The organism is Modestobacter marinus, from assembly GCF_011758655.1.
GTDB classification, from domain to species: domain Bacteria; phylum Actinomycetota; class Actinomycetes; order Mycobacteriales; family Geodermatophilaceae; genus Modestobacter; species Modestobacter marinus.
Genome location: NZ_JAAMPA010000002.1, coordinates 163,027 through 183,952, shown reverse-complemented (window position 1 = coordinate 183,952; position 20,926 = coordinate 163,027). Strand labels below are relative to the sequence as shown.

Below are 20,926 nucleotides of genomic sequence, written 5' to 3'. Positions count from 1 at the left end.
TCCGACCTGGCCGCCGCTCCCGGGATCCGACGTAGCCTCGGTCGGGTGAGTCTCGCACCGGCACCGGCCCTCAGCCTGGACCACCGCTTCGCCCGTGAGCTGCCGGAGATGGCCGTCGCCTGGCAGGCCGACGAAGCCCCCGAGCCGCAGCTGCTCGCGCTCAACGAGCCGCTGGCGGCCGAGCTCGGTCTCGACCCGGCCGCCTTGCGGACCCCCGAGGGGCTGCAGCTGCTGGTCGGCACCGCCGTCCCGGCCGGGGCCACCCCCGTGGCCCAGGGCTACGCCGGGCACCAGTTCGGCGGTTTCGTCCCGCGGCTCGGCGACGGCCGGGCGCTGCTGCTCGGTGAGCTGACCGACGCCGACGGCCGGCTGCGCGACCTGCACCTCAAGGGCTCCGGGCGCACGCCGTTCGCCCGCGGCGGCGACGGGCTGGCCGCGGTCGGCCCGATGCTGCGCGAGTACGTGATCAGCGAGGCGATGCACGCCCTCGGCATCCCCACCACCCGTTCGCTCGCCGTCGTCTCCACCGGGCGCGCGGTGCGCCGGGAGACCCTGCTGCCCGGCGCCGTCCTCGCCCGGGTGGCGAGCAGCCACCTGCGCGTGGGCAGCTTCCAGTACGCCCGGGTCAGCGGCGAGCCCGAGCTGCTGCGCCGGCTGGCCGACCACGCGATCAGCCGGCACCACCCCGAGGGCGCGCAGGCCGAGGACCCGTACCTCGCGCTGTTCGCCGCGGTGGTCACCGCGCAGGCGGAGCTGGTGGCCCGGTGGATGCAGGTGGGCTTCGTGCACGGGGTGATGAACACCGACAACATGACCATCTCCGGCGAGACCATCGACTACGGGCCGTGCGCCTTCCTGGAGGCCCACGACCCGGCCACGGTCTACAGCTCCATCGACACCGGCGGGCGCTACGCCTACGGCAACCAGCCGATCGTCGCCGAGTGGGACCTGGCCCGGCTCGCCGAGGCGATGCTGCCGCTGTTCGCCGAGGAGCAGGAGCGGGCGATCGAGCTCGCGGTCGAGGCGCTGGGGCGCTTCCGGCCGCAGTACGACGCGGCCTGGTCGGCCGGGATGCGGGCCAAGCTGGGCCTCCCCGACGGCCTGGAGGACGCGGTGGCCGCGCCGCTGGTCGAGGAGTTCCTCGCGCTGCTGCAGGCCGGCCACGTCGACCACACGTCCGCGTTCCGCCTGCTCGGCGCCGCCGCCCGCGGTGACGTCGACCCGGTGCGCAACCTGTTCCTCGACCTGGCCACCTTCGACGCGTGGGCGGAGCGCTGGCGCGCGCTGGCCCCGGACGCCGACGGCATGGACCGGGTGAACCCGGTGTACGTCCCGCGCAACCACCTCGTCGAGGAGGCGCTCAGCGCGGCGACCGCGGGCGACCTGGCGCCGCTGGGCCCCCTGCTGGACGCCGTGACCCACCCGTACACCGAGCGACCGGACCTGGCGCGGTACGCCGCCCCCGCCCCCGCCGACTTCGGCGCCACCTACCAGACCTTCTGCGGCACCTGACCCCCCACCCCCCACCACCAAAATGGCCATTTTGGTGGTCAGGTGCCGGTCGTCAGCCGGGCGAGTTCGACGACGGCGGCGACCAGTTGGTCGCCGTCCAGCAGGACGGCGTCGTTGTGGTCGGCGCCGCGTGCCTCGACCGTGCGGTGCAGCTGCCCGGCGGCAGCGGCCACCGCTTTGCTCTGCTCCGGCGGCACGATCGAGTCGGCGGTGCCGAGGACGACGGTGGTGGGCACCTCGACCCGGGCGACCTGCTCGGCCACCGGGTAGCGGTCGCGCAGCAGCAGCCGGACCGGCAGGAACGGATAGTGCTCGCGGCCGACCGCGGCCAGGTCGACGAACGGCGAGCGCAGGACCAGTCCGGCCGGCGGGTGCGCCACGGCCAGCTCGGTGACGACGGCGGCGCCCAGGCTCTCCCCGTAGTAGAGCAGCCGGTTCGCAGAGACCCCGCCCTCGGCCAGCAGCCAGTCCCGCGCCGCACGGACGTCCAGCGCCAGCCCGGCCTCGGTCGGGCTGCCCGGGTTGCCGCCGTACCCGCGGTAGTCGAACAGCAGCACCGCCAGTCCAGCGGCCGACAGAGCCCGAGCCAGCGGTGCCCGGACAGCGCGGTGACCGCCGTTGCCGTTGGCCACCAGCACCGCGGGGGCGTCGGCCGTCGGGCCGGGCACGAACCAGGCACCGAGGGCCAGCCCGTCGGCGGTGGTCAGCTCGACGTCCCGACTACCGGGGACGGCGTCGGCGGCGGCCGGGACGGGACCGTCGTCGGGCAGGTAGATCAGGCGGCGCTGGAACGTCCAGAGCAGGCCGACCACCACGACCAGGACGATGACACCGATGAGCGCGGCCCGGAGCACCGACCGCAACACGACCCCATCGTCGTCGTCCTGGGCCGCCCCGGCCAGCGCCAAGGTCGCCTAGCGGTAGTTGACGTGCGGGTGGTCGAAGTGGTTCGCCGTCACGCTGCCCCGGTCCTCCATCTGCTTCCAGGAGCCGCCGGGCGAGGAGAGCATCCGCTGCTCCCAGATGATGTAGTCCACGCCGAGCTCGGCCCAGTTCGCGATGTGGTAGGCGACGATCGCGTCGCCGAGCGCGGAGTCGGACATGACCATGTAGTCCACCGCCAGCCCCGACGGGTGACCGTGCGGGTCGGCGGCGCTGGGCCGGGTGCCGCCCAGAGTGATCGAGCCGGCGCCGGGCACGTTGCTGACCACGGCGTTCGCGGCGGCCTGCGCCTGCGGCTTGATCGGGCCGGCGGTGTTGTTGATCTTCGCGATCGTGGACACCGCGGTACCGGCCGCTGCGGCTGCGGGCTGGGCCGCGGCACTGGCCCGCGCCGGAGCCGGCTTCGCGGCGGCCGCCTGGGCCTCGGCGGCGGCCGCGGCCTCGGCGGCGACGCGAGCCGCCTCTGCCTCCGCGGCGGCTGCGGCCTCGGCCTCGGCGGCCACGCGGGCGGCCTCGGCCTCCGCGGCCTGCTGGTCGAGCACGGCCTGGTCGGCTGCCACCTGCGCCTGCTGGGCGGCGGTCTGCTCGGCCTCCCGGGTGGCCCGGCTGGCCGCGAGCTCCTCGAGCGGCCGGAGGTCCTCGACCCCGTCCACGGCGTTGGACCCGGCGGCCAGGCCCAGCTGCTCGGCGACGCTGACCGGCTCGGACGCCACGGGGTCCGCCTGGGCCGCCGGACCGACTCCGACGACGACGTTGACCAGGACGGCCCCGGCCGCCGCGACACCCAGGTAGAGCCCGGGGCGGCGGATGCCGGCCGGCGAACGCCGGTGGCTGGCGGAGCGGGAGGTGGTGGTGCGGGCGCGCATGGGCAGGAGTGCTCCGTACAGGTGTCTTCCGATGGCCGCCTACCAGGTCAGCTGACGGGTTCGGGCGGGAAGCAGCCCTACCCGCTCCGGACGGTTGCCCGGAGGCGGGATTCACCCCAGTGGTGCGGTGGGTCCCCGGCTCGCCCCGGAGGGCGACTCGGCGGCGTCCGGTCGGGCTCCCCGGGCGGGGACGTGGCGACCGACTGGACCGAGCCAACGTAGCTGCGTGATCGAATCGTGACAATCCGCCCCGGGCAGTTCATCGGGTGATGCTCCTCGCGTTGCCCACCGGTCACACCCGTCCCGTACGTCTCCACCGGCGCGTCCGGTCAGGGCTCGGACAGGTCCACGACCGACCGGCTCCCGCTGCCCGCCGCCGTGGCCGCCCAGGCCTCCTGGACCCGCGCCAGCGGCAGGACGGCGTGCTCCACCCGGAGCTGCCCGGCCGCGGCGTGCCGCAGCACCGCGGTGAGCGCGGCGGCCCGCTGCTCGCCGGTGAGCGCGTTGTTCGTGTAGCCGAGGACGTCGATGCTGCGGCTGCGCAGCACGGCGGAGGAGAACTCGGCGGCGTCCCCGGCCGCGCCACCCAGGTTGACCAGCCGCCCCCCGGGCGCCAGTACCGAGCAGGCCGCCGCGGCCACGGCACCGAACACCGGGTCGACGACGAGGTCGACGTCGGAGCCGACCGCCTGCCGGATCCGCGCGGCCAGGTCGTCGCCGTCCCCGGTCAGGACGACGTCCTCGGCGCCGGCCCGGCGAGCCCGGTCGGCCGCGGAGGCCGACCGGCAGACCCCGACCACCCGCGAGGCCCCGAGCGCGCGGGCGGCCCCCAGCGCGGCCTGGCCGACCGCGCCGCCGGCACCGAGCACCAGCACCCGCTCCCCCGGCCGGAGGCGCCCCCGCCAGGTCAGCGCCATCCAGCCGGCCACCGCCGAGAGACCCAGTGCCGCCACGACCGGGTCGGGCAGGTCCCCGGCGAGCGGGACGACGTCGGCGTCCGGCACGGCGCAGAGCTCACCCAGGCTGCCGTCGCCCGGGCTCATCCCCGCCGAGGTGGCGAACCAGACCCGGGTCCCGGGGGCCAGCAGCCCCGACGACACCACGACCCCGACCCCCTGCACCCCGGGGACGTAGGGCACAGCCGGGCGGCCGAAGTACGACGTCCCGGAGGCGCAGAGCAGGTCCAGCGGCACGACCGGGGCGGCGGTCACCCGGACCAGGGTCTGCCCCTTCCCGGGCACCGGGTCCGGGTGCTCCGCCAGGGTCGGCGGCGCACCCGGCTCGGTCAGGACGGCGGCGCGCACCGGCTCAGGTCGCGATGTCGGGGTACGGCATGGAGATGTGCTCCATCGCCCTGCCGTAGGCGCGCTGGTACTCCATCGGCCCGTGGTCGCGCTCGAACATCGCGATGAACAGCGTGAGCGTCAGGAAGGGGTGCGCGCCCATCTGGAACAGCGCGACGTGGTCGTGCTCGGCCAGCGCGCGGCGCTCATCGTCGGTGAAGGCCAGCCAGGTGGTCTTCTCGGCGGGGATGCAGTTGAGCATGGTGTTGGCCATCTCCTGCTCCCACCAGGTGACCGTGCCGGCCGGGTCCTCCCGGTACCGCTCGGTCAGCTCGGGGTCGCGGTCGACGGTGAACAGGAACTTGTCCAGCAGGTACTTGCTCATGCCGACACCCCGCTGCCGCTCGGGACCCCGTTGGGGTACCAGGTGAAGTAGGCCTCCATGGTGTGGAACAGGTCGAGGGTGTCGACGTGGTCGGCCTTCGCGCCCTCGCCGGCCACGCCCATCATCAGCATGAAGTCCATGAACCCGTGGGTGGCGTTGCCCGGGTGGTGCAGGGACTCCAGGGACACCTCGGCCAGGCAGCCCTCGATGTCCCCGCTGGCGATCCACTCGACGGCCTTGCGGTCGAACTCCGGGTCTGGCCCGTGCTCCCCGAACTGGCGGGGCCCGCCCAGCTCCAGGGACAGGTGCCCGGTGCCGATCACCGCCACCCGCTTGTCGCTCTCCCAGGACTCGACCATCTCCCGGATCGCCCGGCCGAGTGCGACGAAGCGCTTCGGCTGGGGCAGCGGCGGGGCGAAGATGTTGGTGTAGACCGGCACGATCGGCAGGTCCGCCTGCGGGCGGAGGGTGATGATCGGGCAGGTGATGCTGTGGTCGATCCGCAGCTCGTTGCTGAACGCCAGGTCGAAGTCGCGGTCCAGCCCGTCGCGCAGCAGGTGCGCCGCGAGGTCCTCCTCGCCGCGCAGCGTCATCTTCGGCAGCCCGAACTCGCGCTCCTCGTTGTGGAAGTTGGCGTCGAAGAACGGCGCCTTGCCCACGAGGAACTGCGGCATGTTGTCCAGCCACAGCTGGTGGAAGTGGTCGCTGCCCACCATCACCAGGACGTCGGGCTCGGCGCGGGTCAGCGTCTCGCGGAACGCCTCGATCTTCGCCACCCACTCGTCGGCGAACGGCGGCCGGTCGGCACCGGTGGCGGTGCTGGCCCGGTAGTAGAAGGGGTGGTGGGTGGACGCGATGACCGCGGCCAGTTCAGCCATGACTGTCTCCGTTGAGGTCAGGGACGTACGGGTCGGGGGCGACGGACCGGTTGTTGAGGTCCACGGACAGGAAGACGTCGTTGGCCACCGGGTGCCGCAGCTCCTCGGCCAGCTGCCCGATCAGCCCGGCGGTGCGGGCCAGCAGGGCGAAGCCGCGCAGCAGCTCCAGCGGCAGGCCCAGGTCGGCGAGCACAGCACCGCACACGCCGGCGCCGTTGAGCGGCAGGGTCTTGCCGAGCACCTGGGGGTGCACCCGGCCGATCGCGGCGAACAGCGAGAGGTGCGGGCCGAACAGCCCCTCCTCGGTGGCGATCTGGAACAGCCGCGGGGTGCGCGGGTCGCCGTCCTTGTGCACGTGGTGGCCGAGCCCGGGCACGAAGCGCCGCGCCGCCCGCTGGGCGGTCACCGTCTCCAGGGCCAGGGCGTCCCAGCCGGCGTCGTCGGTCGGCAGCTCGCCGTCCACGCCGGTCAGCACGTCGTCGAGGAACCGGCCGGAGTCCTCGGTGACGCCGAGGAAGCGTGAGCCGCCACCGAGCAGGCCGGCGGCGAGCGCGCCCTGCACCGAGTCCGGCGCCGACAGGTAGGTGAGCCGGGTGACGATCGCGGTGGGGGTGAAGCCGTGGTCGGCGAGCGCGGCCAGCACCGCCTCGAAGACCCGGGTCTCCCCCGGCGTGGGCCGCCGCTGGGTGGCCAGCCAGAAGGCCAGCTCGCCGAAGCCGACGGTGCCCATGACGTCACGGGCCAGGTCGGTGCCCAGCAGCGTGATCGACTCACGGCTGGAGGCGCCCAGCGCGGTCGGGTACTCGGGGGTGGTCACGCGTCCTCCTCGGTGGCCAGCCACCGTCGCAGCTCGGCGCCGTGCTCGTCCAGGGCCGGCGGCGGCAGTCGGTAGTCGGCCGGGGTCTCGGAGAAGGTGATCGGGTGGCGCACCGAGGGCACCGCCGCCGTCCCCTCCCCCACGGTCACCACCGGGTCCAGGCCGATCGACTCGGCGAAGGCGACGCCCTGGTCGACGGTGTTGATCGGCCCGCAGGGCACGCCGGCGGCGATGATGTCGGTGAACCAGTCCTGCTTGGTGCGGGTGCGCAGCCGCTCCACCAGCAGCGGGCGCAGTTCGTCCCGGTTGGCCGTGCGGTCCTCGTTGCGGGCGAAGCGCGGGTCGTCGGCCAGCTCCGGCACGCCGAGCACCTCGACCAGCCGGCGGAACTGGCCGTTGTTGCCGGCGGTGATGATCAGGTCCCCGTCGGCGCAGGGCAGCGGCTCGTATGGGAACAGGCTGGGGTGGCTGTTGCCCATCCGGAACGGGACGACGCCGCCGGCGACGACGGCGCTGGCGTGGTTGACCAGCCCGGACAGCGCCGAGGAGAGCAGGTTGACCTCGACGTGCTGGCCGCGCCCGGTCTCGTGCCGCACGTTGAGCGCCGACAGCACGCCGATGGTGGCGTGCAGGCCGGCCATCACGTCGAAGACCGAGATCCCGGCCCGGAACGGCTCGCCCTCGGGGTCGCCGGTGAGGCTCATCAGGCCGGAGATGGCCTGCACGATCAGGTCGTAGCCGGGCAGCTGCGCGCCACCGGGCTGCGGGCCGAAGCCGGTGATCGAGGCGTAGACGACGCCGGGGTTCGTCGCGCTGACCGTCGCATAGTCCAGGCCGAAGCGGCCCAGCCCGCCGGTCTTGAAGTTCTCGATGACGATGTCGGCCCGGCGGGCCAGCTCCTGCGCGGCGGCGGCGTCGGCCGGGTCCTTGAGGTCCAGGGCGATGGAGCGCTTGTTGCGGTTGACGCCCAGGTAGTAGGTCGACACGCCCTCGCGCACCGGCGGCTGCCAGCTGCGGGTGTCGTCGCCGCCGGGGCTCTCGACCTTGACCACCTCGGCGCCCATGTCGGCCAGCAGCATGGTGGCGTAGGGCCCGGCCAGGACCCGGGAGAAGTCGGCCACCAGCAGGCCGGAGAGCGGTCCTGGGCCTGCCGAGGAGCCGGGTGGCAGTGGGTGTCCAGTCATCGGGTGTCGCCCCTCGAGCGGTGCAGCGCCGTCAAGCGGACGGGCGTCCGGAGTGCTACCGAGTCTCGCCACCGCGCCGTTCCGCTGTCAACCGGGACGGCTCGCGGCCTGGTTCGCCTTGACATGTGGTCGCGATCACCCCGACAGTAGGGCCGTCGCCAGGCTGACCGTTGTGCGGACACCCGTCCGCAACAGTCCCGGTGACGGCCTGGAGGAAGACGATGTCCCAGCCCGACACCGACGTCGCGGGGCAGGCGACCGACCGCCCGGTCGTGCTGCGCAACGGCACCGTGCTGACCATGGACGACGCGCACACGGTGCTGCCCGACGCCGACGTGCTCGTCGTCGACGGCCGGATCGCCGCCGTCGGCCCGCAGCTGGAGGTGCCGGCCGGGACCCTGGAGATCGACGCGCAGGGCGGCGTCGTCATGCCCGGCATGATCGACACCCACCGGCACATGTGGCAGACCGCGATGCGCGGCTACGGCGCCGACTGGACCCTCACCCAGTACTTCGTCTGGTACTACCTCGAGCACGGCAAGGCCTTCCGCCCCGAGGACGTGTACGCCGGCAACCTGCTCTCGGCCTGGGACGCCGTCGAGGCCGGGGTGACCACCACGGTCGACTGGTCGCACGGGCTGCAGACCGTCGACCACGCCGAGGCCGCCGCCGACGCCCTGCTCGCCGTCCCCGGCCGGTTCCTGCTGGCTTACGGCAACATCCAGGCCGGCCCGTGGGAGTGGGCCACCGACCCGGCCGTGCAGGCGTTCCTGAAGCGCCGCCAGGACGAGGGGAAGCTCGGGCTGCAGCTGGCCTTCGACGTCACCGGCGACCCGGCGTTCCCGGAGAAGCCCGCCTTCGAGGCGGCGCGCGAGCTCGGGCTGCCGGTCACCACGCACGCCGGCGTCTGGGGCGCCACCAACGACGACGGCATCCGGCTGATGCACGAGAACGGGTTCATGACCCCCGAGACGGTCTACGTGCACGCCGCCACGCTGACCACCGACTCCTACCACCGGATCGCCGCGACCGGCGGCTCGATCTCGGTGTCCACGGAGTCCGAGCAGAGCGCCGGGCAGGGCTACCCGCCCACCTGGCAGGTGCGCCGGCACGGCATCCCGGTCTCGCTGTCGATGGACACCAGCGTGTGGTGGAGCAGCGACCTGTTCTCCGCGATGCGCAGCACCCTGGGCGCCGACCGCTCCCGCGAGCACCTCGAGGCGCACGCCCAGGGGCAGACGGTCACCCAGGTGCACCTGCGGGCCGAGCAGGTCGTCGACTGGGCCACCCGGGGCGGCGCGCTGGCGCTGGGCCGGGACGACCTGGGCAGCCTGGAGCCGGGCAAGCAGGGCGACGTCGTGCTGATCAAGAACGACCGGTCGCCGGTCTCCTTCCCGGTGCTCAACCCCTACGGGCACGTGGCCTTCCAGGCACAGCGCGGCGACGTGCACACCGTGCTCGTCGGCGGCCGGGTGGTGAAGCACGAGCACCAGCTCGTCGGCGCCGACCTGGCGTCGGTGCGGCGGACCGTCGAGGCGACGGTCGAGCACCTGCAGTCGACCCTCGGCCCGGAGGCGTGGGCGGCCGGCATGAACCCGGACCTGCCGGACGACGACGTGCTGGACAACCCGTACACCTACACCGAGTACAAGTCCCACTCCACGCACGGCGCACGGGGCAACGTCTTCGGTGAGCCCTCGCTGGACCAGCACACCGCACACTGAGCACCCCGCGCTGCGCCGGGCCCCACCGGGCCCGGTGCAGCGCAGGACGACGACGCACGGGGAGGGGGACGCAGTGGCTGGACGGGGTACCGGGCCGGACTTCGTGGAGGCGCTCGCGCGCGGGCTCGACGTGCTGGCCTGCTTCGACGCCGACCACCCGGTGATGTCGCTCAGCGACGTCGCCACCGCCGCCGGGCTGGCCCGCCCCACGGCACGCCGGCTGCTGCTGACCCTGGAGGAGCTGGGCTTCGTCCGGTCCTCCGCCGGCGCCTTCCGGCTGACCCCGAAGGTGCTCACCCTCGGCATGGCCTACGTCGGGGCGCTTGGGCTGTGGGAGATCGCCCGCCCGCACCTGGAGACCCTGGTCGCGCAGACCGGAGAGTCCTCCTCGATGGCCCAGCTGGACGGCTCGGACATCGTCTACGTCGCCCGGGTCGCCGTCCCGAAGCTGATCACCCTGCGGGTGGAGATCGGCACGCGCTTCCCCGCCGCGCAGACCTCGCAGGGCAAGGTGCTGCTCGCCGCCCTCTCCCCCGCCGAGCTGGAGGCCACCCTCGCCGAGCCGAGCCGGGCCGGGCTGCCCACCTACATCGGCCGCTCCGCCGACCAGCTGCAGACCGAGCTGACCGAGGTCCGCGCCCGCGGCTGGGCCCTGGCCGACGAGGAGCTGGCGCCGGGCGTCCGCTCGGTCGCGGTGCCGGTCCGGGACGGCACCGGAGCCGTCCGCGCCGCGATGAACGTGACGGTGCACGCCGCCGAGACCTCCACCGACCGGTTGCTCACCGAACACCTCCCCCGGTTGCTGCGCACCGCGGGGGACATCAGCGCCGAGTGGGCGCTGTGGCAGACCCGGCCGCACGTCGAGGTCACCCGCCGGCCGGACGGCTCCACCGCCGCCGGCTGACCCGGGCCGCGTGCCCGGCCGGGTTCAGCTCGGGTCGGCCGCCGGGGGCCAGGTCTTCGCCACCATGGTCAGCACGTCGTAGGTGGCCACCGGCTTCCCGTCGCCGTCGACGACGACGGCGTCCCAGCGCACCTCGCCGTGCTCGGCGCCGCCCCGGGGGGTGATCTGCTTGCAGGTCAGCGTGACCGTCAGCTCCGCGCCCGGCTTGACCGGGGTGAGGAACCGCAGGGCGTCCACGCCGTAGTTGGCCAGCACCGGGCCGGGGTCGGGGTCGACGAACAGCCCGGCGGCCCAGGAGACGATCAGGTAGCCGTGCGCGACCCGCCCGCCGAACAGCGGGTTGGCCGCCGCGGCCGCCTCGTCCATGTGGGCGTAGAAGGTGTCGCCGGTGAACTCGGCGAAGTGCTCGATGTCGGCCAGGGTGACCGCCCGCGGCCCGGCGGTGACCGAGTCGCCGATCCGCAGCTCGGCCAGCGACTTCCGGAACGGGTGCACGCCGTCGTCGCGCCGCTGGGCGCCGGTCACCCAGCGCCCACCGATGGTGGTCAGCATGTCCGGCGAGCCCTGCACGGCGGTGCGCTGCATGTGGTGCAGCACCCCGCGGATGCCGCCGAGCTCCTCGCCACCGCCGGCCCGCCCCGGCCCGCCGTGCACCAGCACCGGCAGCGGGGAGCCGTGCCCGGTGTTCTCCCCGGCGTCGTCCCGGTCCAGCACCAGCACCCGGCCGTGGGAGTGCGCGGCGCCGAGCACGAACTCCCGGGCGACCGCCGGGTCGTGGGTGACGATCGAGCCGACCAGGCTGCCCTGCCCGCGGGCGGCCAGCTCCACCGCGTGCGCCACGCCGTCGTACGGCAGCACCGTGCTCACCGGCCCGAACGCCTCGACGTCGTGCGGCTCGCCGGCGGAGAGGTCGTCGCAGCGCAGCAGCATCGGCGGCAGGAAGGCGCCGCGGTCGCGGTCGGCGCCGACCACGGAGAAGTCGTCGGGGTCCCCGGCGACCAGGTCGGCGACCCCGCGCAGCGCCTTCACCGCCCGGAGCACCTCCTGCCGCTGGTCCAGGCTCGCCAGCGCGCCCATCGTGACGCCCTCGGCGCCCGGCGCACCGACGACGACCTCGGCCAGCGCCGCGCGGGTCGCCTCCACGACGTCGTCCACGAGCTCGCGGGGCACCAGCGCCCGGCGGATGGCCGTGCACTTCTGCCCGGCCTTGACCGTCATCTCGGTGACCAGCTGGTCGACGAACAGCCCGAACTCGGGCGTGTCCGGGGTGGCGTCGGGGCCGAGCACCGCGCAGTTGAGCGAGTCGGCCTCGGCGTTGAACCGCACCGAGTTCGCCACCACCGCGGGGTGGCTGCGCAGCTTGCGGGCGGTGGACGCCGAGCCGGTGAAGAAGACCAGGTCCTGCCCGGCCAGCCCGTCGAGGACGCCGGCGGCGCTGCCGGCGAGCAGCTGCAGGCTGCCCTCGGGCAGCAGGCCGCTGTCGACGATCGACCGGACGACGGCCTCGGTCAGGTAGGCGGTCTGGCTGCCCGGCTTCACCACGGTCGGCACGCCGGCGAGAAAGGCGGGCGCGAACTTCTCCAGGAAGCCCCAGACCGGGAAGTTGAACGCGTTGACCTGCACGGCGACCCCGCGCAGCGGCGTGTACAGGTGCTGGCCGAGGAAAGTGCCGCCCCGGCCCAGCGGCTCGGGGGCGCCGTCGAGCACGACGGTGTCGTCGGGCAGTTCCCGGCGGGCCTTGCTGGCGTAGGACAGCAGGGTGCCGAAGCCGCCGTCGACGTCCACGGCGGTGTCCCGGTCGGTGCAGCCGGTGCGCCGGGACAGCGCGTAGAACGCGTCCTTGTCCGCCATCAGCCGCAGCCCCAGCTGCTTGAGCAGGGCGCCGCGCTGGTGGAAGGTCAGCTCGCGCAGCGCCGGGCCGCCGACCGAGCGGGCGTGGTCGAGCATCGCCGGCACGTCCAGCCCGGTGCTGGAGACCCGGACGACGGTCTCGCCGGTGACGGCGTCGGCGACCGGCGTCCCCTCGTCGGGGGCGGTGTACCAGCGGCCGGCGACGTAGCTGGGCAGCATCGGTGCGGTCATCGCGGTGCCTCCGGGGGGACGGGTGCGGCGGGGGCGGTGCGCAGGCCGCTGAAGGTGGTGGTGACCAGCGCGTCGGCCAGCGCGTCGGCGTCCAGGCCGCGGCCGGGGCGGTACCACTCGGTGAGGGAGTTGACGGTGCCGAACAGCAGCCGGCTGGTGACCGCGGGGTCGACGTCGGGTCGCACGTCGCCCTCCTCCTCGGCCAGGCGGACCAGGTCGGTGACGACCCGGTCGAACTCGCGGCGCCGGCCCAGCGCCTCGGACTCGACCGCGGAGTTCCCGCGCACCCGCAGCAGCAGGGTGACGAACGGCAGGTGGGTGGCCAGCACCCGCACCGAGCCGCGGACGACGTGCTCCAGCCGGTCGATGGCCGGACCGTCGAGCGCCCCGGGTTCGTCCAGGACGGCGAACAGCGCGTTCAGCGCACGGTCGAGGGCCAGCCGCAGCAGCTCCACCTTGCTGGGCACGTGGTGGTAGATCGCCGACTTGGTGACGCCGAGCCGGGCGGCCAGCTCGTCCATGCTCGTCGCCTCGTACCCGCGCTCGATGAACACGGCCACCGCGGTGTCCAGCAGCGAGTCCAGGGAGTGCCCGGGCCGCCCGCGCCGGGCCGGGATCACGGTCATCCGCGCTCCCCGGCGCCGGCGGTCGCCCCGGCGGTGCTCACGCCCCGCTCCGCTCGCGGCGGTCGGTGAGCCGTTGCAGCTTGCCCACCGAGCGGGCCAGCGTCTCGGGGTCGACGACCGAGACGTCCACCGTGATCCCGATCGTGTCCTTCACGGCCTGGCCGACCTCGCCGGCCGCGGCGGCGCGGCGGTCGGTCGGGCAGTCCGGTCGGGCCTCCACGTGCACGGTCAGGTGGTCCATCCGGCCGCGGGTGGTCAGCTCGAGGGAGAAGTGCGGGGACAGCCCGGGGGTGCGGAGCACGACCTCCTCGATCTGGGTCGGGAAGACGTTGACCCCACGCAGGATGATCATGTCGTCGGTCCGGCCGGTGACCTTCTCCATCCGGCGCATGCCCGGCCGGGCGGTGCCCGGGAGCAGCCGGGTGAGGTCACGGGTGCGGTAGCGGATGACCGGCATCGCCTGCTTGGTCAGCGAGGTGAACACCAGCTCGCCCCGCTCGCCCTCCGGGAGCACCTCGCCGGTGTCGGGGTCGATGACCTCCGGGTAGAAGTGGTCCTCCCAGATGTGCAGGCCGTCCTTGGTCTCGACGCACTCCTGCGCGATGCCGGGCCCCATCACCTCCGACAGGCCGTAGATGTCGATCGCCTCGATGTCCAGGCGCTCCTCCATCTCCCGGCGCATCTCCTCGGTCCACGGCTCGGCGCCGAAGATGCCGATCTGCAGCGAGCAGGCGCGGGGGTCCAGGCCCTGCTTCTCGAACTCGTCGATGATCGTGAGCAGGTAGGACGGCGTCACCATGATCACCCGCGGCTGGAAGTCCTGGATCAGCTGCACCTGGCGCGGGGTCATGCCACCGGAGACCGGGATGACCGTGCAGCCCAGCTTCTCCGCGCCGTAGTGCGCGCCCAGGCCGCCGGTGAACAGGCCGTAGCCGTAGGCGTTGTGCAGCTTGTCCCCGGCCCGGCCGCCGGCCGCCCGGATGGAGCGGGCCATGACGGTCGCCCAGGTCTCGATGTCGTCCTCGGTGTAGCCGACCACGGTCGGCCGCCCGGTCGTGCCCGAGGAGGCGTGCACCCGGCGGACCTGCTCCTGCGGGACGGCGAACATGCCGAACGGGTAGTTCTCCCGCAGGTCGGCCTTGCTCGTGGTCGGGAACCGCGCGAGGTCGGCCAGCTCACGGCAGTCGTCGGGGTGCACGCCGGCGGCGTCGAACGCCGTCCGGTAGTGCGGCACGTTGGCGTAGACGTGCCGCAGGGTCCACTGCAGTCGCTCCAGCTGCAGCGCGCGCAGCTCGTCGACGCCCATCCGCTCGGCCGGGTCGAGCAGCGCCGGGTCGGGCGCCGAGCCCAGCCGGCGGATGCCCTCGTCCGTGCCCGTGTTCCCGGTCGCTGTGGTCATGCGCTGCTGCCTCCGCGGTCGCCGAGCGTCGTTGCCGGCCGGCCGGCCGGGCGCACGAGGGCGCCCAAATACCGTCCAGGTGGTCAGTAACCAACTCCTCGCCCGGTCGGCTGTCAACCCGCGGCGCGCCGTCCGGTCGGGACGGGTTGTGCCCCGGCGGCGCGTGGTGGAGACTGAATACCGACCGCATGGTCAGTAAATGATCGCCCGACGAGGGGACGACATGTCTGCGCCCACGCTGGACCGCCCGGCCGCACCCGACCCTGACGAAGTCGACACCGCAGCGCTGCAGGAGCAGTTCAACGCCACGATCGCGGCCGACCACCGCATCGAGCCGCGCGACTGGATGCCCGAGGGCTACCGCAAGGGCCTGATCCGGCAGATCGCCCAGCACGCACACTCGGAGATCATCGGCATGCAGCCCGAGGGCGACTGGCTGCTCGCCGCCCCCAGCCTGAGGCGCAAGGCGATCCTGCTGGCCAAGGTGCAGGACGAGGCCGGCCACGGGCTGTACCTCTACTCGGCCGCCGAGACCCTCGGCGCCGACCGGGCCGACCTCACCGACAAGCTCATCGAGCGCAAGCAGAAGTACAGCTCGATCTTCAACTACCCCACGCTCACCTACGCCGACGTCGGCGTCATCGGCTGGCTGGTCGACGGTGCGGCGATCTGCAACCAGGTGCCGCTGTGCCGCAGCTCCTACGGGCCCTACGCCCGGGCGATGATCCGGGTCTGCAAGGAGGAGTCCTTCCACCAGCGGCAGGGCTACGAGCTGCTGATGACCATGATGGGCGGCACTCCCGAGCAGCAGGCAATGGTGCAGGACGCCGTCGACCGCTGGTGGTGGCCCTCGCTGATGATGTTCGGCCCGCCGGACGACGACAGCCCCAACTCGGCGCAGTCGATGGCGTGGGGGGTCAAGCGGCACAGCAACGACGAGCTGCGCCAGCGCTTCGTCGACATGACCGTGCCCCAGGCCGAGGTGCTCGGCGTGACCCTCCCCGACCCGGAGCTCGCGCTGGACCCCGAGACCGGCCGCTACCGCTTCGGCCCGATCGACTGGTCGGAGTTCAAGCAGGTGCTGGCCGGCAACGGCCCGTGCAACGACGAGCGGATCGCCCGCCGCCGGGCCGCCCGCGACGACAACGCCTGGGTCACCGAGGCCGCGACCGCCTACGCCGAGAAGCACGCCGCCGCCGTGCACGCGGTGAACGCCTGATGAGCGAGCCGGGCACCGGCGACGTCACCGCCGAGGGCGGGCACGGCGCCGTCCCCACCGGTCCGCAGGTCCCGGTGGAGGCCTCGCCGGCCACCGCCCGGCGCGACTGGCCGCTGTACGAGGTCTTCGTCCGCGGGAAGCGCGGGCTGAACCACGTGCACGTCGGCTCGCTGCACGCCCCGGACGACGAGATGGCCGTGCACGCCGCGCGTGACCTCTACACCCGGCGCAACGAGGGCGTGAGCATCTGGGTGGTGCGGGCCAGCGACATCACCGCCTCCAGCCCCGACGAGAAGGACCCGCTGTTCGCCCCCAGCGGCGACAAGGTCTACCGGCACCCGACGTTCTACGAGATCCCGGAGAACGTCCCCCACATGTGAAGGACCCCCTCGCCCCCCCACTCGCCTCGTTCCTCGGCGAGCGGGCCCCTGCGAGGGGGCCGATGGCCGTGCACTCCGTGCCCGGAAGAGAGGTTCCGCATGGCTCACGAAGAGACCGTGTACGAGGCGTTGGACCACGCGCACGGGGGCGAGGGGCAGTGGGCCTTCGGCACCGGCTTCGACGAACCGCTGGCCGGGGTCGACACCACCGTGCCCGAGGGCATCGACCCCGCCGACCTGGGCGCCTACTGCCTGATGCTCGGCGACGACGCGCTGGTGCTGTGCCAGCGGCTCACCCAGTGGGTGACCAACGCCCCCGAGCTGGAGGAGGAGGTCGCCCTGGCCAACTGCGGGCTGGACCTGCTCGGCCAGGCCCGGCTGCTGCTCGCCCGGGCGGGTTCGGTCGGCGTGCTCGGCCGCAGCCGGGAGCGGGCGACGGCGAGCATCCCCGACGAGGACGCGCTCGCCTACTTCCGCGACCCCGACGAGTTCCGCCACTCCGGGCTGGTCGAGGCCCCCAACGGCGACTTCGGGCAGACCGTCGTCCGGCTGCTGGCCGCCTCGGCCTGGCGGCTGGCGCTCTTCGCCCGGCTGCGCGAGTCCCGCGACCCGGTGCTCGCCGCGATCGCCGCCAAGGGCGTGCCCGAGCTGACCTACCACCGCGACCACGCCGCCCGCTGGGTGCTCCGGCTCGGGGACGGCACCCCGGAGTCCCACCGCCGCACCCAGGCCGGGGTCGACACCGTCTGGCCGCTGCTCGCCGACCTCTTCACCGCCACCGACGTCGAGACCCGGCTGACCGCGGCCGGCGTGGCCGTCGACCCGGCCGAGCTCGCCGACGAGGTGCGGGACGTGCTCACCCTCGTGCTCGAGCGGGCGACCCTCACCGTGCCCGAGTGGCCGGCCCCGCAGCCCAGCCACGGCCGCGCCGGTGACCACGACCCGGAGTTCACCACCCTGCTGACCGAGCTGCAGGCCACCGCCCGCGAGCACCCGGCCGCGACCTGGTGAGGGCAGAAATGGCCATTTCTGTCGGGAGGGATGACGCGCGGGCGGTGGCGGAGACGGTCACCGACCCGGAGCTGCCGATGCTCACGCTGGCCGACCTCGGCGTGCTGCGCGACGTCCGGGACGAGGACGGCACCGTGGTCGTGGAGATCACCCCCACCTACTCCGGCTGCCCGGCGATGGGCGTGATGCGCGCGGACCTGGTGCACGCCCTGCACCGCGCCGGGTTCGCCGACGTCGACGTCCGGACGGTCCTCTCCCCCGCCTGGAGCACCGACTGGATCAGCGCCGAGGGCCGTCGCAAGCTGGCCGCCGGCGGGATCGCGCCGCCCGGGGACGCGCCGGTGCGCGCCACCGGTCCGGTGCCCCTGCAGCTCGGCCCGTCCCGGCGGGTGGCGGCCTGCCCGCAGTGCGGGTCGGCCGACACCGAGGAGATCAGCGAGTTCAGCGGGACGGCGTGCAAGGCGATGCGTCGCTGCCGGGTCTGCCTGGAGCCCTTCGAGCACCTGAAGGAATTCTGATGACGGCGAGCACCCGCCGCAGACCGCAGTTCCACCCGCTGAAGGTCGCGAAGGTCGAGCGGCTCACCGACGACGCCGTCGCGGTGACCTTCGACGTCCCACCGGAGCTGGCCGAGGACTACCGGTTCCGCCCCGGTCAGGCGCTGACGCTGCGCCGGGTGGACGGCGACCGGGACGAGCGGCGCTCCTACTCGATCTGCGCGCCGGTCGGTGCCGCGCCGCGGGTCGGGGTCCGCGAGGTGCCCGGCGGCTTCTTCTCCGCCTACCTGGTCAACGAGGTGCGCCCCGGCGACGAGATCGAGGTGCTGCCACCGTCGGGCACCTTCACCGCCGATCTCTCGGCGCCCGGGGACCACGTCTTCGTCGTCGCCGGCTCCGGGGTCACCCCGGTGCTGTCGCTGGCCGCCACCGTCCTGCGGGACGGCGAGTCGACGGTCACCGTCTTCTACGGCAACCGCCGCACGAACACCGTCATGTTCGCCGACGAGCTCGCCGACCTGAAGGACCGTTACGGCACCCGGCTGCAGCTGGTGCACGTGCTCTCCCGCGAGCCGCGGGACGCCGAGCTGACCAGTGGCCGGCTGGACGGCGACCGGCTGCGCACCCTGGTCGGCGCCCTCACCGACGCACCGCACGTCGACCACTGGTGGCTGTGCGGGCCGCACGGGATGGTCACCGACGCCCGGGAGCTGCTCGCCGAGCTGGGCGTGCCGGCCGAGCGGGTGCACCAGGAGCTGTTCTACGTCGACGACCTGCCGCCGGAGCCGGTCCGCGGCGACGACCAGACCGTCGAGGGCCCCAGCAGCTCGGTGACGATCGTGCTGGACGGCCGCACCACGACGCTGACGCTGCCGCGCGGGGTGCCGGTGCTCGACTCGGCGCAGCAGGTGCGGGGCGACCTGCCGTTCGCGTGCAAGGGCGGGGTGTGCGGCACCTGCCGGGCCCGGGTCACCGACGGCGACGTGGAGATGCGCCGCAACTACGCGCTGGACCCTGGCGAGGTGGACGCCGGTTACGTGCTCACCTGCCAGTCGCTGCCGCTGACCGACGAGGTCACCGTCGACTACGACGCCTGAGCCGCCGGCGGCCGGCGTCACCGACGGCTGAGGTGAGCCGGCTGCGGGCGGGGAGCCCCGCCCGCAGCCGGCCGCGCGGCCTCAGTTCGAGAGCATGAACACCGTGGTGCTCTGGTAGGTCTCCCCCGGCTGCAGCTCGGTCGAGGGGAACTCCGGCTGGTTCGGGGAGTCCGGGAAGTGCTGGGTCTCCAGCGCCAGCCCGTCACTCTGCCGGTAGACGCTGCCGCCGGTGCCCACGATCGTGCCGTCGAGGAAGTTGCCGGAGTAGAACTGCAGCCCCGGCTCGGTGGTGAGCATCTTCAGGGTCCGGCCGCTGTCCGGGTCGTGCAGCACGGCGGCCTCCTCCAGGCCGTCCTCGCTGTCCGAGCCCTCGCGCGCGCCGTCGTCCTCGCGGTTGAGCACCCAGTTGTGGTCGTAGCCCTGCCCGTACAGCAGCTGCTGGTCGGCCACCCGGATCCGCTCACCGATCGCGGTGGACTCGCGGAAGTCGAACGGCGTGCCCTCGACCGGCGCGATTTCCCCGGTCGGGATGAGCGTCTCGTCGACCGGCGTGTACGCGTCGGCGTCGATCTCCAGCTCGTGGTCGTAGATGGTGCCCGACCCCTCGCCGCCGAGGTTCCAGTAGGTGTGCTGGGTGAGGTTGACGACGGTCGGCGCGTCGGTGGTGGCCTCGTACCGGACCGCCAGGCGCTCGTGGGAGTCCAGGGCGTAGACGACCGAGGTGGTGAGCGTGCCGGGGAAGCCCTGGTCGCCGGCCGGGCTGACCAGGTCCAGCCGCAGCGCCGCGACGTGCCGGTTGCCGATGGGGGTCGCCGTCCACACCCGGTCGTCGAACCCGTCGGGTCCGCCGTGCAGGGTGTTCGGCCCGTCATTGAGCGGCAGCTGGTAGGTCTCGCCGGCCAGGTCGAAGGTCCCACCGGCGATGCGGTTGCCGTAGCGGCCGATGAGCGACCCGAAGTACGGGTCGGCGTCGGAGGCGTAGCCGGCCACGTCGGGGAAGCCGAGGACGACGTTCTCCACGTCCCCGTTCGCGTCGGGCACCTCCAGGGTCTGGATGACGCCGCCGTAGGTGAGCACCCGGACCGTCATGTCGCCGTTGCTCAGCGTCCAGCGCTCGACCGGGGTGCCGTCGGGCGCGGTGCCGAAGGGCTCGACGGTCGTGCTGGCGGAACCGCGGTCGGAGCCGCGACCCCGCTCGGAGTCGCCCTCGGTAGCGCCGGCCGGCGCCGCCGCGCTGCCGACGAGCAGCCCGGTGCTGATCGTCGCGACGAGTGGCCAGTGACGCCGTCGGTGCCGCCTGGACGCCGTGGCGGCGGCCGGCGGGCAGGAGGAGGGCAGGGTGGCGCGTCCAGGCATGCGGGACTCCGGTGTCCGTGGCGGGCCACCGGCGTCATCGCACGGTGGCAGCGGGCCTTCCCCCTCAGCACCAGGAACGGCGAACGGGGTCGAGCCCTCGATCAGTCCGGTGGAACGGGCTGACCGTAGGGAGGGCGGCGGAAGGGTGTCAATGGCAACTTCAAGTGGCACCCGAGGCGCCGCCCGGGAACGAACGGCCGGATCCACGTCTGGACCCCGGCCCGGCTGGGCATGGTGCTGGTCGACCCGGGCGAGCCGAGCCCGGGACCCGAGCCCGTCCGCCGGCGCGGCGTGGCCCCGGCCACGCGCGCGCCGCGGTGTGGCTCCCGACCTGGGAGGAGCACCCCATGGCCGACTCGGACGAACCCGGTCGCTCGGACGACGGAGGTCTGCGCAAGCAGATCGCCAACGGCGGCTGGCAGCTCTACGCGCTGGAGTTCCTGGCCCTGCTGGTGGTCTTCGGCTGGATGTTCATCACGGTCTTCTTCGGTGGCGGCGAGGGCCCCTGGTGACCCGGCACGGCGGTTCGCCCGGGCAGGCCCGGGTAGGCACCCGCCGTGCGTGAGATGGACCCCAAGGACCCCAGCACCCTCTACGCGGAGGGGCCGGTCGCCGACGAACCACCGGACGACGACGTCCCCGAGTCCTCCCCCGTCCGCGACTCCGGGGGCACCGGTCCGGGCCCCGACGACCTGGACCGGCTGCTCTGACCCACGCGGCCACGCGGCCCCGGACGTCCCGCACCGGCAGCGGTGTCCTGGGAG

Annotated in this window: 21 protein-coding genes and 1 riboswitch; of the genes, 10 read left to right on the top strand and 11 right to left on the bottom strand. The window is 73.8% G+C overall.

What is annotated here, in order from left to right; genetic code table 11:
• The first annotated feature begins 45 nt into the window (after positions 1–45).
• Positions 46–1,512, top strand: a complete 1,467-nt coding sequence (locus tag FB380_RS16865) for a protein adenylyltransferase SelO (RefSeq protein ID WP_166756518.1) — start codon at positions 46–48, stop codon at positions 1,510–1,512.
• A gap of 38 nt (positions 1,513–1,550) precedes the next feature.
• Here FB380_RS16865 and FB380_RS16860 read toward each other — a convergent pair whose 3' ends face one another.
• The 7 genes from FB380_RS16860 to FB380_RS16830 all read right to left on the bottom strand — a co-directional run bounded on the left by FB380_RS16860 (position 1,551) and on the right by FB380_RS16830 (position 7,867).
• The gene (locus FB380_RS16860) at positions 1,551–2,378 is read right to left on the bottom strand and encodes an alpha/beta hydrolase (RefSeq protein WP_229682242.1); all 828 of its coding nucleotides are present in this window, start codon (positions 2,376–2,378) and stop codon (positions 1,551–1,553) included.
• A 48-nt stretch (positions 2,379–2,426) separates the two neighbouring features.
• Positions 2,427–3,320: a VldE C-terminal domain-containing protein gene (locus FB380_RS16855; RefSeq protein ID WP_166756517.1), complete on the bottom strand. Its 894-nt coding sequence runs from the start codon at positions 3,318–3,320 to the stop codon at positions 2,427–2,429.
• A gap of 21 nt (positions 3,321–3,341) precedes the next feature.
• Positions 3,342–3,493: riboswitch (cyclic di-AMP (ydaO/yuaA leader) on the bottom strand.
• 156 nt (positions 3,494–3,649) lie between these two features.
• Positions 3,650–4,624 carry a quinone oxidoreductase family protein gene (locus FB380_RS25550; RefSeq protein ID WP_166756516.1) on the bottom strand — a complete coding sequence of 325 codons (975 nt, stop codon included), beginning with the start codon at positions 4,622–4,624 and terminating at the stop codon, positions 3,650–3,652.
• A 4-nt stretch (positions 4,625–4,628) separates the two neighbouring features.
• Entirely contained in the window at positions 4,629–4,988 is a 360-nt protein-coding gene (locus FB380_RS16845; RefSeq protein WP_166756515.1) for a hypothetical protein, read from the bottom strand.
• The gene (locus tag FB380_RS16840) at positions 4,985–5,866 is read right to left on the bottom strand and encodes a DODA-type extradiol aromatic ring-opening family dioxygenase (protein WP_166756514.1); all 882 of its coding nucleotides are present in this window, start codon (positions 5,864–5,866) and stop codon (positions 4,985–4,987) included. The genes FB380_RS16845 and FB380_RS16840 overlap by 4 nt, the downstream gene beginning before the upstream one ends.
• Positions 5,859–6,683, bottom strand: a complete 825-nt coding sequence (locus tag FB380_RS16835; RefSeq protein WP_166756513.1) for a citryl-CoA lyase — start codon at positions 6,681–6,683, stop codon at positions 5,859–5,861. Before FB380_RS16835 ends, FB380_RS16840 begins: the two co-directional genes overlap by 8 nt.
• Entirely contained in the window at positions 6,680–7,867 is a 1,188-nt protein-coding gene (locus tag FB380_RS16830) for a CaiB/BaiF CoA transferase family protein (RefSeq protein WP_166756512.1), read from the bottom strand. The genes FB380_RS16835 and FB380_RS16830 overlap by 4 nt, the downstream gene beginning before the upstream one ends.
• A gap of 221 nt (positions 7,868–8,088) precedes the next feature.
• On the opposite strand from FB380_RS16830, the gene FB380_RS16825 reads away from it, so the two are divergent.
• Positions 8,089–9,591 (top strand): amidohydrolase family protein, encoded by a 1,503-nt coding sequence (locus FB380_RS16825; RefSeq protein WP_166756511.1) that lies wholly within the window; start codon positions 8,089–8,091, stop codon positions 9,589–9,591.
• 73 nt (positions 9,592–9,664) lie between these two features.
• Positions 9,665–10,495 (top strand): IclR family transcriptional regulator domain-containing protein, encoded by an 831-nt coding sequence (locus tag FB380_RS16820; protein ID WP_166756510.1) that lies wholly within the window; start codon positions 9,665–9,667, stop codon positions 10,493–10,495.
• 24 nt (positions 10,496–10,519) lie between these two features.
• On the opposite strand, the gene paaZ is transcribed toward FB380_RS16820, so the two are convergent.
• From paaZ to paaK, 3 genes are read right to left on the bottom strand one after another with little or no spacing between them, the layout of a single operon-like run.
• Entirely contained in the window at positions 10,520–12,577 is a 2,058-nt protein-coding gene (paaZ, locus tag FB380_RS16815) for a phenylacetic acid degradation bifunctional protein PaaZ (protein ID WP_166756509.1), read from the bottom strand.
• Entirely contained in the window at positions 12,574–13,203 is a 630-nt protein-coding gene (locus FB380_RS16810) for a TetR/AcrR family transcriptional regulator (RefSeq protein ID WP_166756508.1), read from the bottom strand. Before FB380_RS16810 ends, paaZ begins: the two co-directional genes overlap by 4 nt.
• A 37-nt stretch (positions 13,204–13,240) precedes the next feature.
• Positions 13,241–14,602: a phenylacetate--CoA ligase PaaK gene (gene paaK / locus FB380_RS16805; protein WP_166756507.1), complete on the bottom strand. Its 1,362-nt coding sequence runs from the start codon at positions 14,600–14,602 to the stop codon at positions 13,241–13,243.
• Positions 14,603–14,825: 223 nt separating this feature from the next.
• Between paaK and paaA the strand changes: the two genes are divergently transcribed.
• The 5 genes from paaA (at position 14,826) to paaE (ending at position 18,806) form a co-directional block, all read left to right on the top strand.
• Positions 14,826–15,821 (top strand): 1,2-phenylacetyl-CoA epoxidase subunit PaaA, encoded by a 996-nt coding sequence (gene paaA / locus FB380_RS16800; protein WP_166756506.1) that lies wholly within the window; start codon positions 14,826–14,828, stop codon positions 15,819–15,821.
• Complete coding sequence (gene paaB / locus FB380_RS16795) at positions 15,821–16,201, top strand: 1,2-phenylacetyl-CoA epoxidase subunit PaaB (protein ID WP_188959527.1); 381 nt, start codon at positions 15,821–15,823, stop codon at positions 16,199–16,201. Before paaA ends, paaB begins: the two co-directional genes overlap by 1 nt.
• A gap of 99 nt (positions 16,202–16,300) precedes the next feature.
• Positions 16,301–17,212: a 1,2-phenylacetyl-CoA epoxidase subunit PaaC gene (gene paaC / locus FB380_RS16790; RefSeq protein WP_166756505.1), complete on the top strand. Its 912-nt coding sequence runs from the start codon at positions 16,301–16,303 to the stop codon at positions 17,210–17,212.
• Positions 17,213–17,220: 8 nt separating this feature from the next.
• Entirely contained in the window at positions 17,221–17,730 is a 510-nt protein-coding gene (gene paaD / locus FB380_RS16785) for a 1,2-phenylacetyl-CoA epoxidase subunit PaaD (RefSeq protein WP_166756504.1), read from the top strand.
• The gene (gene paaE, locus FB380_RS16780; RefSeq protein ID WP_166756503.1) at positions 17,730–18,806 is read left to right on the top strand and encodes a 1,2-phenylacetyl-CoA epoxidase subunit PaaE; all 1,077 of its coding nucleotides are present in this window, start codon (positions 17,730–17,732) and stop codon (positions 18,804–18,806) included. Before paaD ends, paaE begins: the two co-directional genes overlap by 1 nt.
• Before the next feature lie 81 nt (positions 18,807–18,887).
• On the opposite strand, the gene FB380_RS16775 is transcribed toward paaE, so the two are convergent.
• Positions 18,888–20,162 carry an aldose epimerase family protein gene (locus tag FB380_RS16775; RefSeq protein ID WP_166756502.1) on the bottom strand — a complete coding sequence of 425 codons (1,275 nt, stop codon included), beginning with the start codon at positions 20,160–20,162 and terminating at the stop codon, positions 18,888–18,890.
• A 347-nt stretch (positions 20,163–20,509) separates the two neighbouring features.
• Here FB380_RS16775 and FB380_RS16770 point away from each other — a divergent pair, with 347 nt between their 5' ends.
• Positions 20,510–20,674: a hypothetical protein gene (locus FB380_RS16770; protein WP_166756501.1), complete on the top strand. Its 165-nt coding sequence runs from the start codon at positions 20,510–20,512 to the stop codon at positions 20,672–20,674.
• A 45-nt stretch (positions 20,675–20,719) separates the two neighbouring features.
• Entirely contained in the window at positions 20,720–20,872 is a 153-nt protein-coding gene (locus FB380_RS16765; protein ID WP_164699637.1) for a hypothetical protein, read from the top strand.
• Positions 20,873–20,926 lie beyond the last annotated feature (54 nt).

Bases quoted from the DNA above. Each gene is read 5' to 3' on its own strand.
- FB380_RS16855 (WP_166756517.1), bottom strand. From the start codon at position 3,320: ATGCGCGCCCGCACCACCACCTCCCGCTCCGCCAGCCACCGGCGTTCG.
- FB380_RS16845 (WP_166756515.1), bottom strand. From the start codon at position 4,988: ATGAGCAAGTACCTGCTGGACAAGTTCCTGTTCACCGTCGACCGCGAC.
- FB380_RS16840 (WP_166756514.1), bottom strand. From the start codon at position 5,866: ATGGCTGAACTGGCCGCGGTCATCGCGTCCACCCACCACCCCTTCTAC.
- FB380_RS16830 (WP_166756512.1), bottom strand. From the start codon at position 7,867: ATGACTGGACACCCACTGCCACCCGGCTCCTCGGCAGGCCCAGGACCG.
- FB380_RS16825 (WP_166756511.1), top strand. From the start codon at position 8,089: ATGTCCCAGCCCGACACCGACGTCGCGGGGCAGGCGACCGACCGCCCG.
- paaZ (WP_166756509.1), bottom strand. From the start codon at position 12,577: ATGACCGCACCGATGCTGCCCAGCTACGTCGCCGGCCGCTGGTACACC.
- FB380_RS16810 (WP_166756508.1), bottom strand. From the start codon at position 13,203: ATGACCGTGATCCCGGCCCGGCGCGGGCGGCCCGGGCACTCCCTGGAC.
- paaK (WP_166756507.1), bottom strand. From the start codon at position 14,602: ATGACCACAGCGACCGGGAACACGGGCACGGACGAGGGCATCCGCCGG.
- paaA (WP_166756506.1), top strand. From the start codon at position 14,826: ATGTCTGCGCCCACGCTGGACCGCCCGGCCGCACCCGACCCTGACGAA.
- paaB (WP_188959527.1), top strand. From the start codon at position 15,821: ATGAGCGAGCCGGGCACCGGCGACGTCACCGCCGAGGGCGGGCACGGC.
- paaC (WP_166756505.1), top strand. From the start codon at position 16,301: ATGGCTCACGAAGAGACCGTGTACGAGGCGTTGGACCACGCGCACGGG.
- paaD (WP_166756504.1), top strand. From the start codon at position 17,221: ATGGCCATTTCTGTCGGGAGGGATGACGCGCGGGCGGTGGCGGAGACG.
- paaE (WP_166756503.1), top strand. From the start codon at position 17,730: ATGACGGCGAGCACCCGCCGCAGACCGCAGTTCCACCCGCTGAAGGTC.
- FB380_RS16775 (WP_166756502.1), bottom strand. From the start codon at position 20,162: ATGCCTGGACGCGCCACCCTGCCCTCCTCCTGCCCGCCGGCCGCCGCC.
- FB380_RS16770 (WP_166756501.1), top strand. From the start codon at position 20,510: ATGGCCGACTCGGACGAACCCGGTCGCTCGGACGACGGAGGTCTGCGC.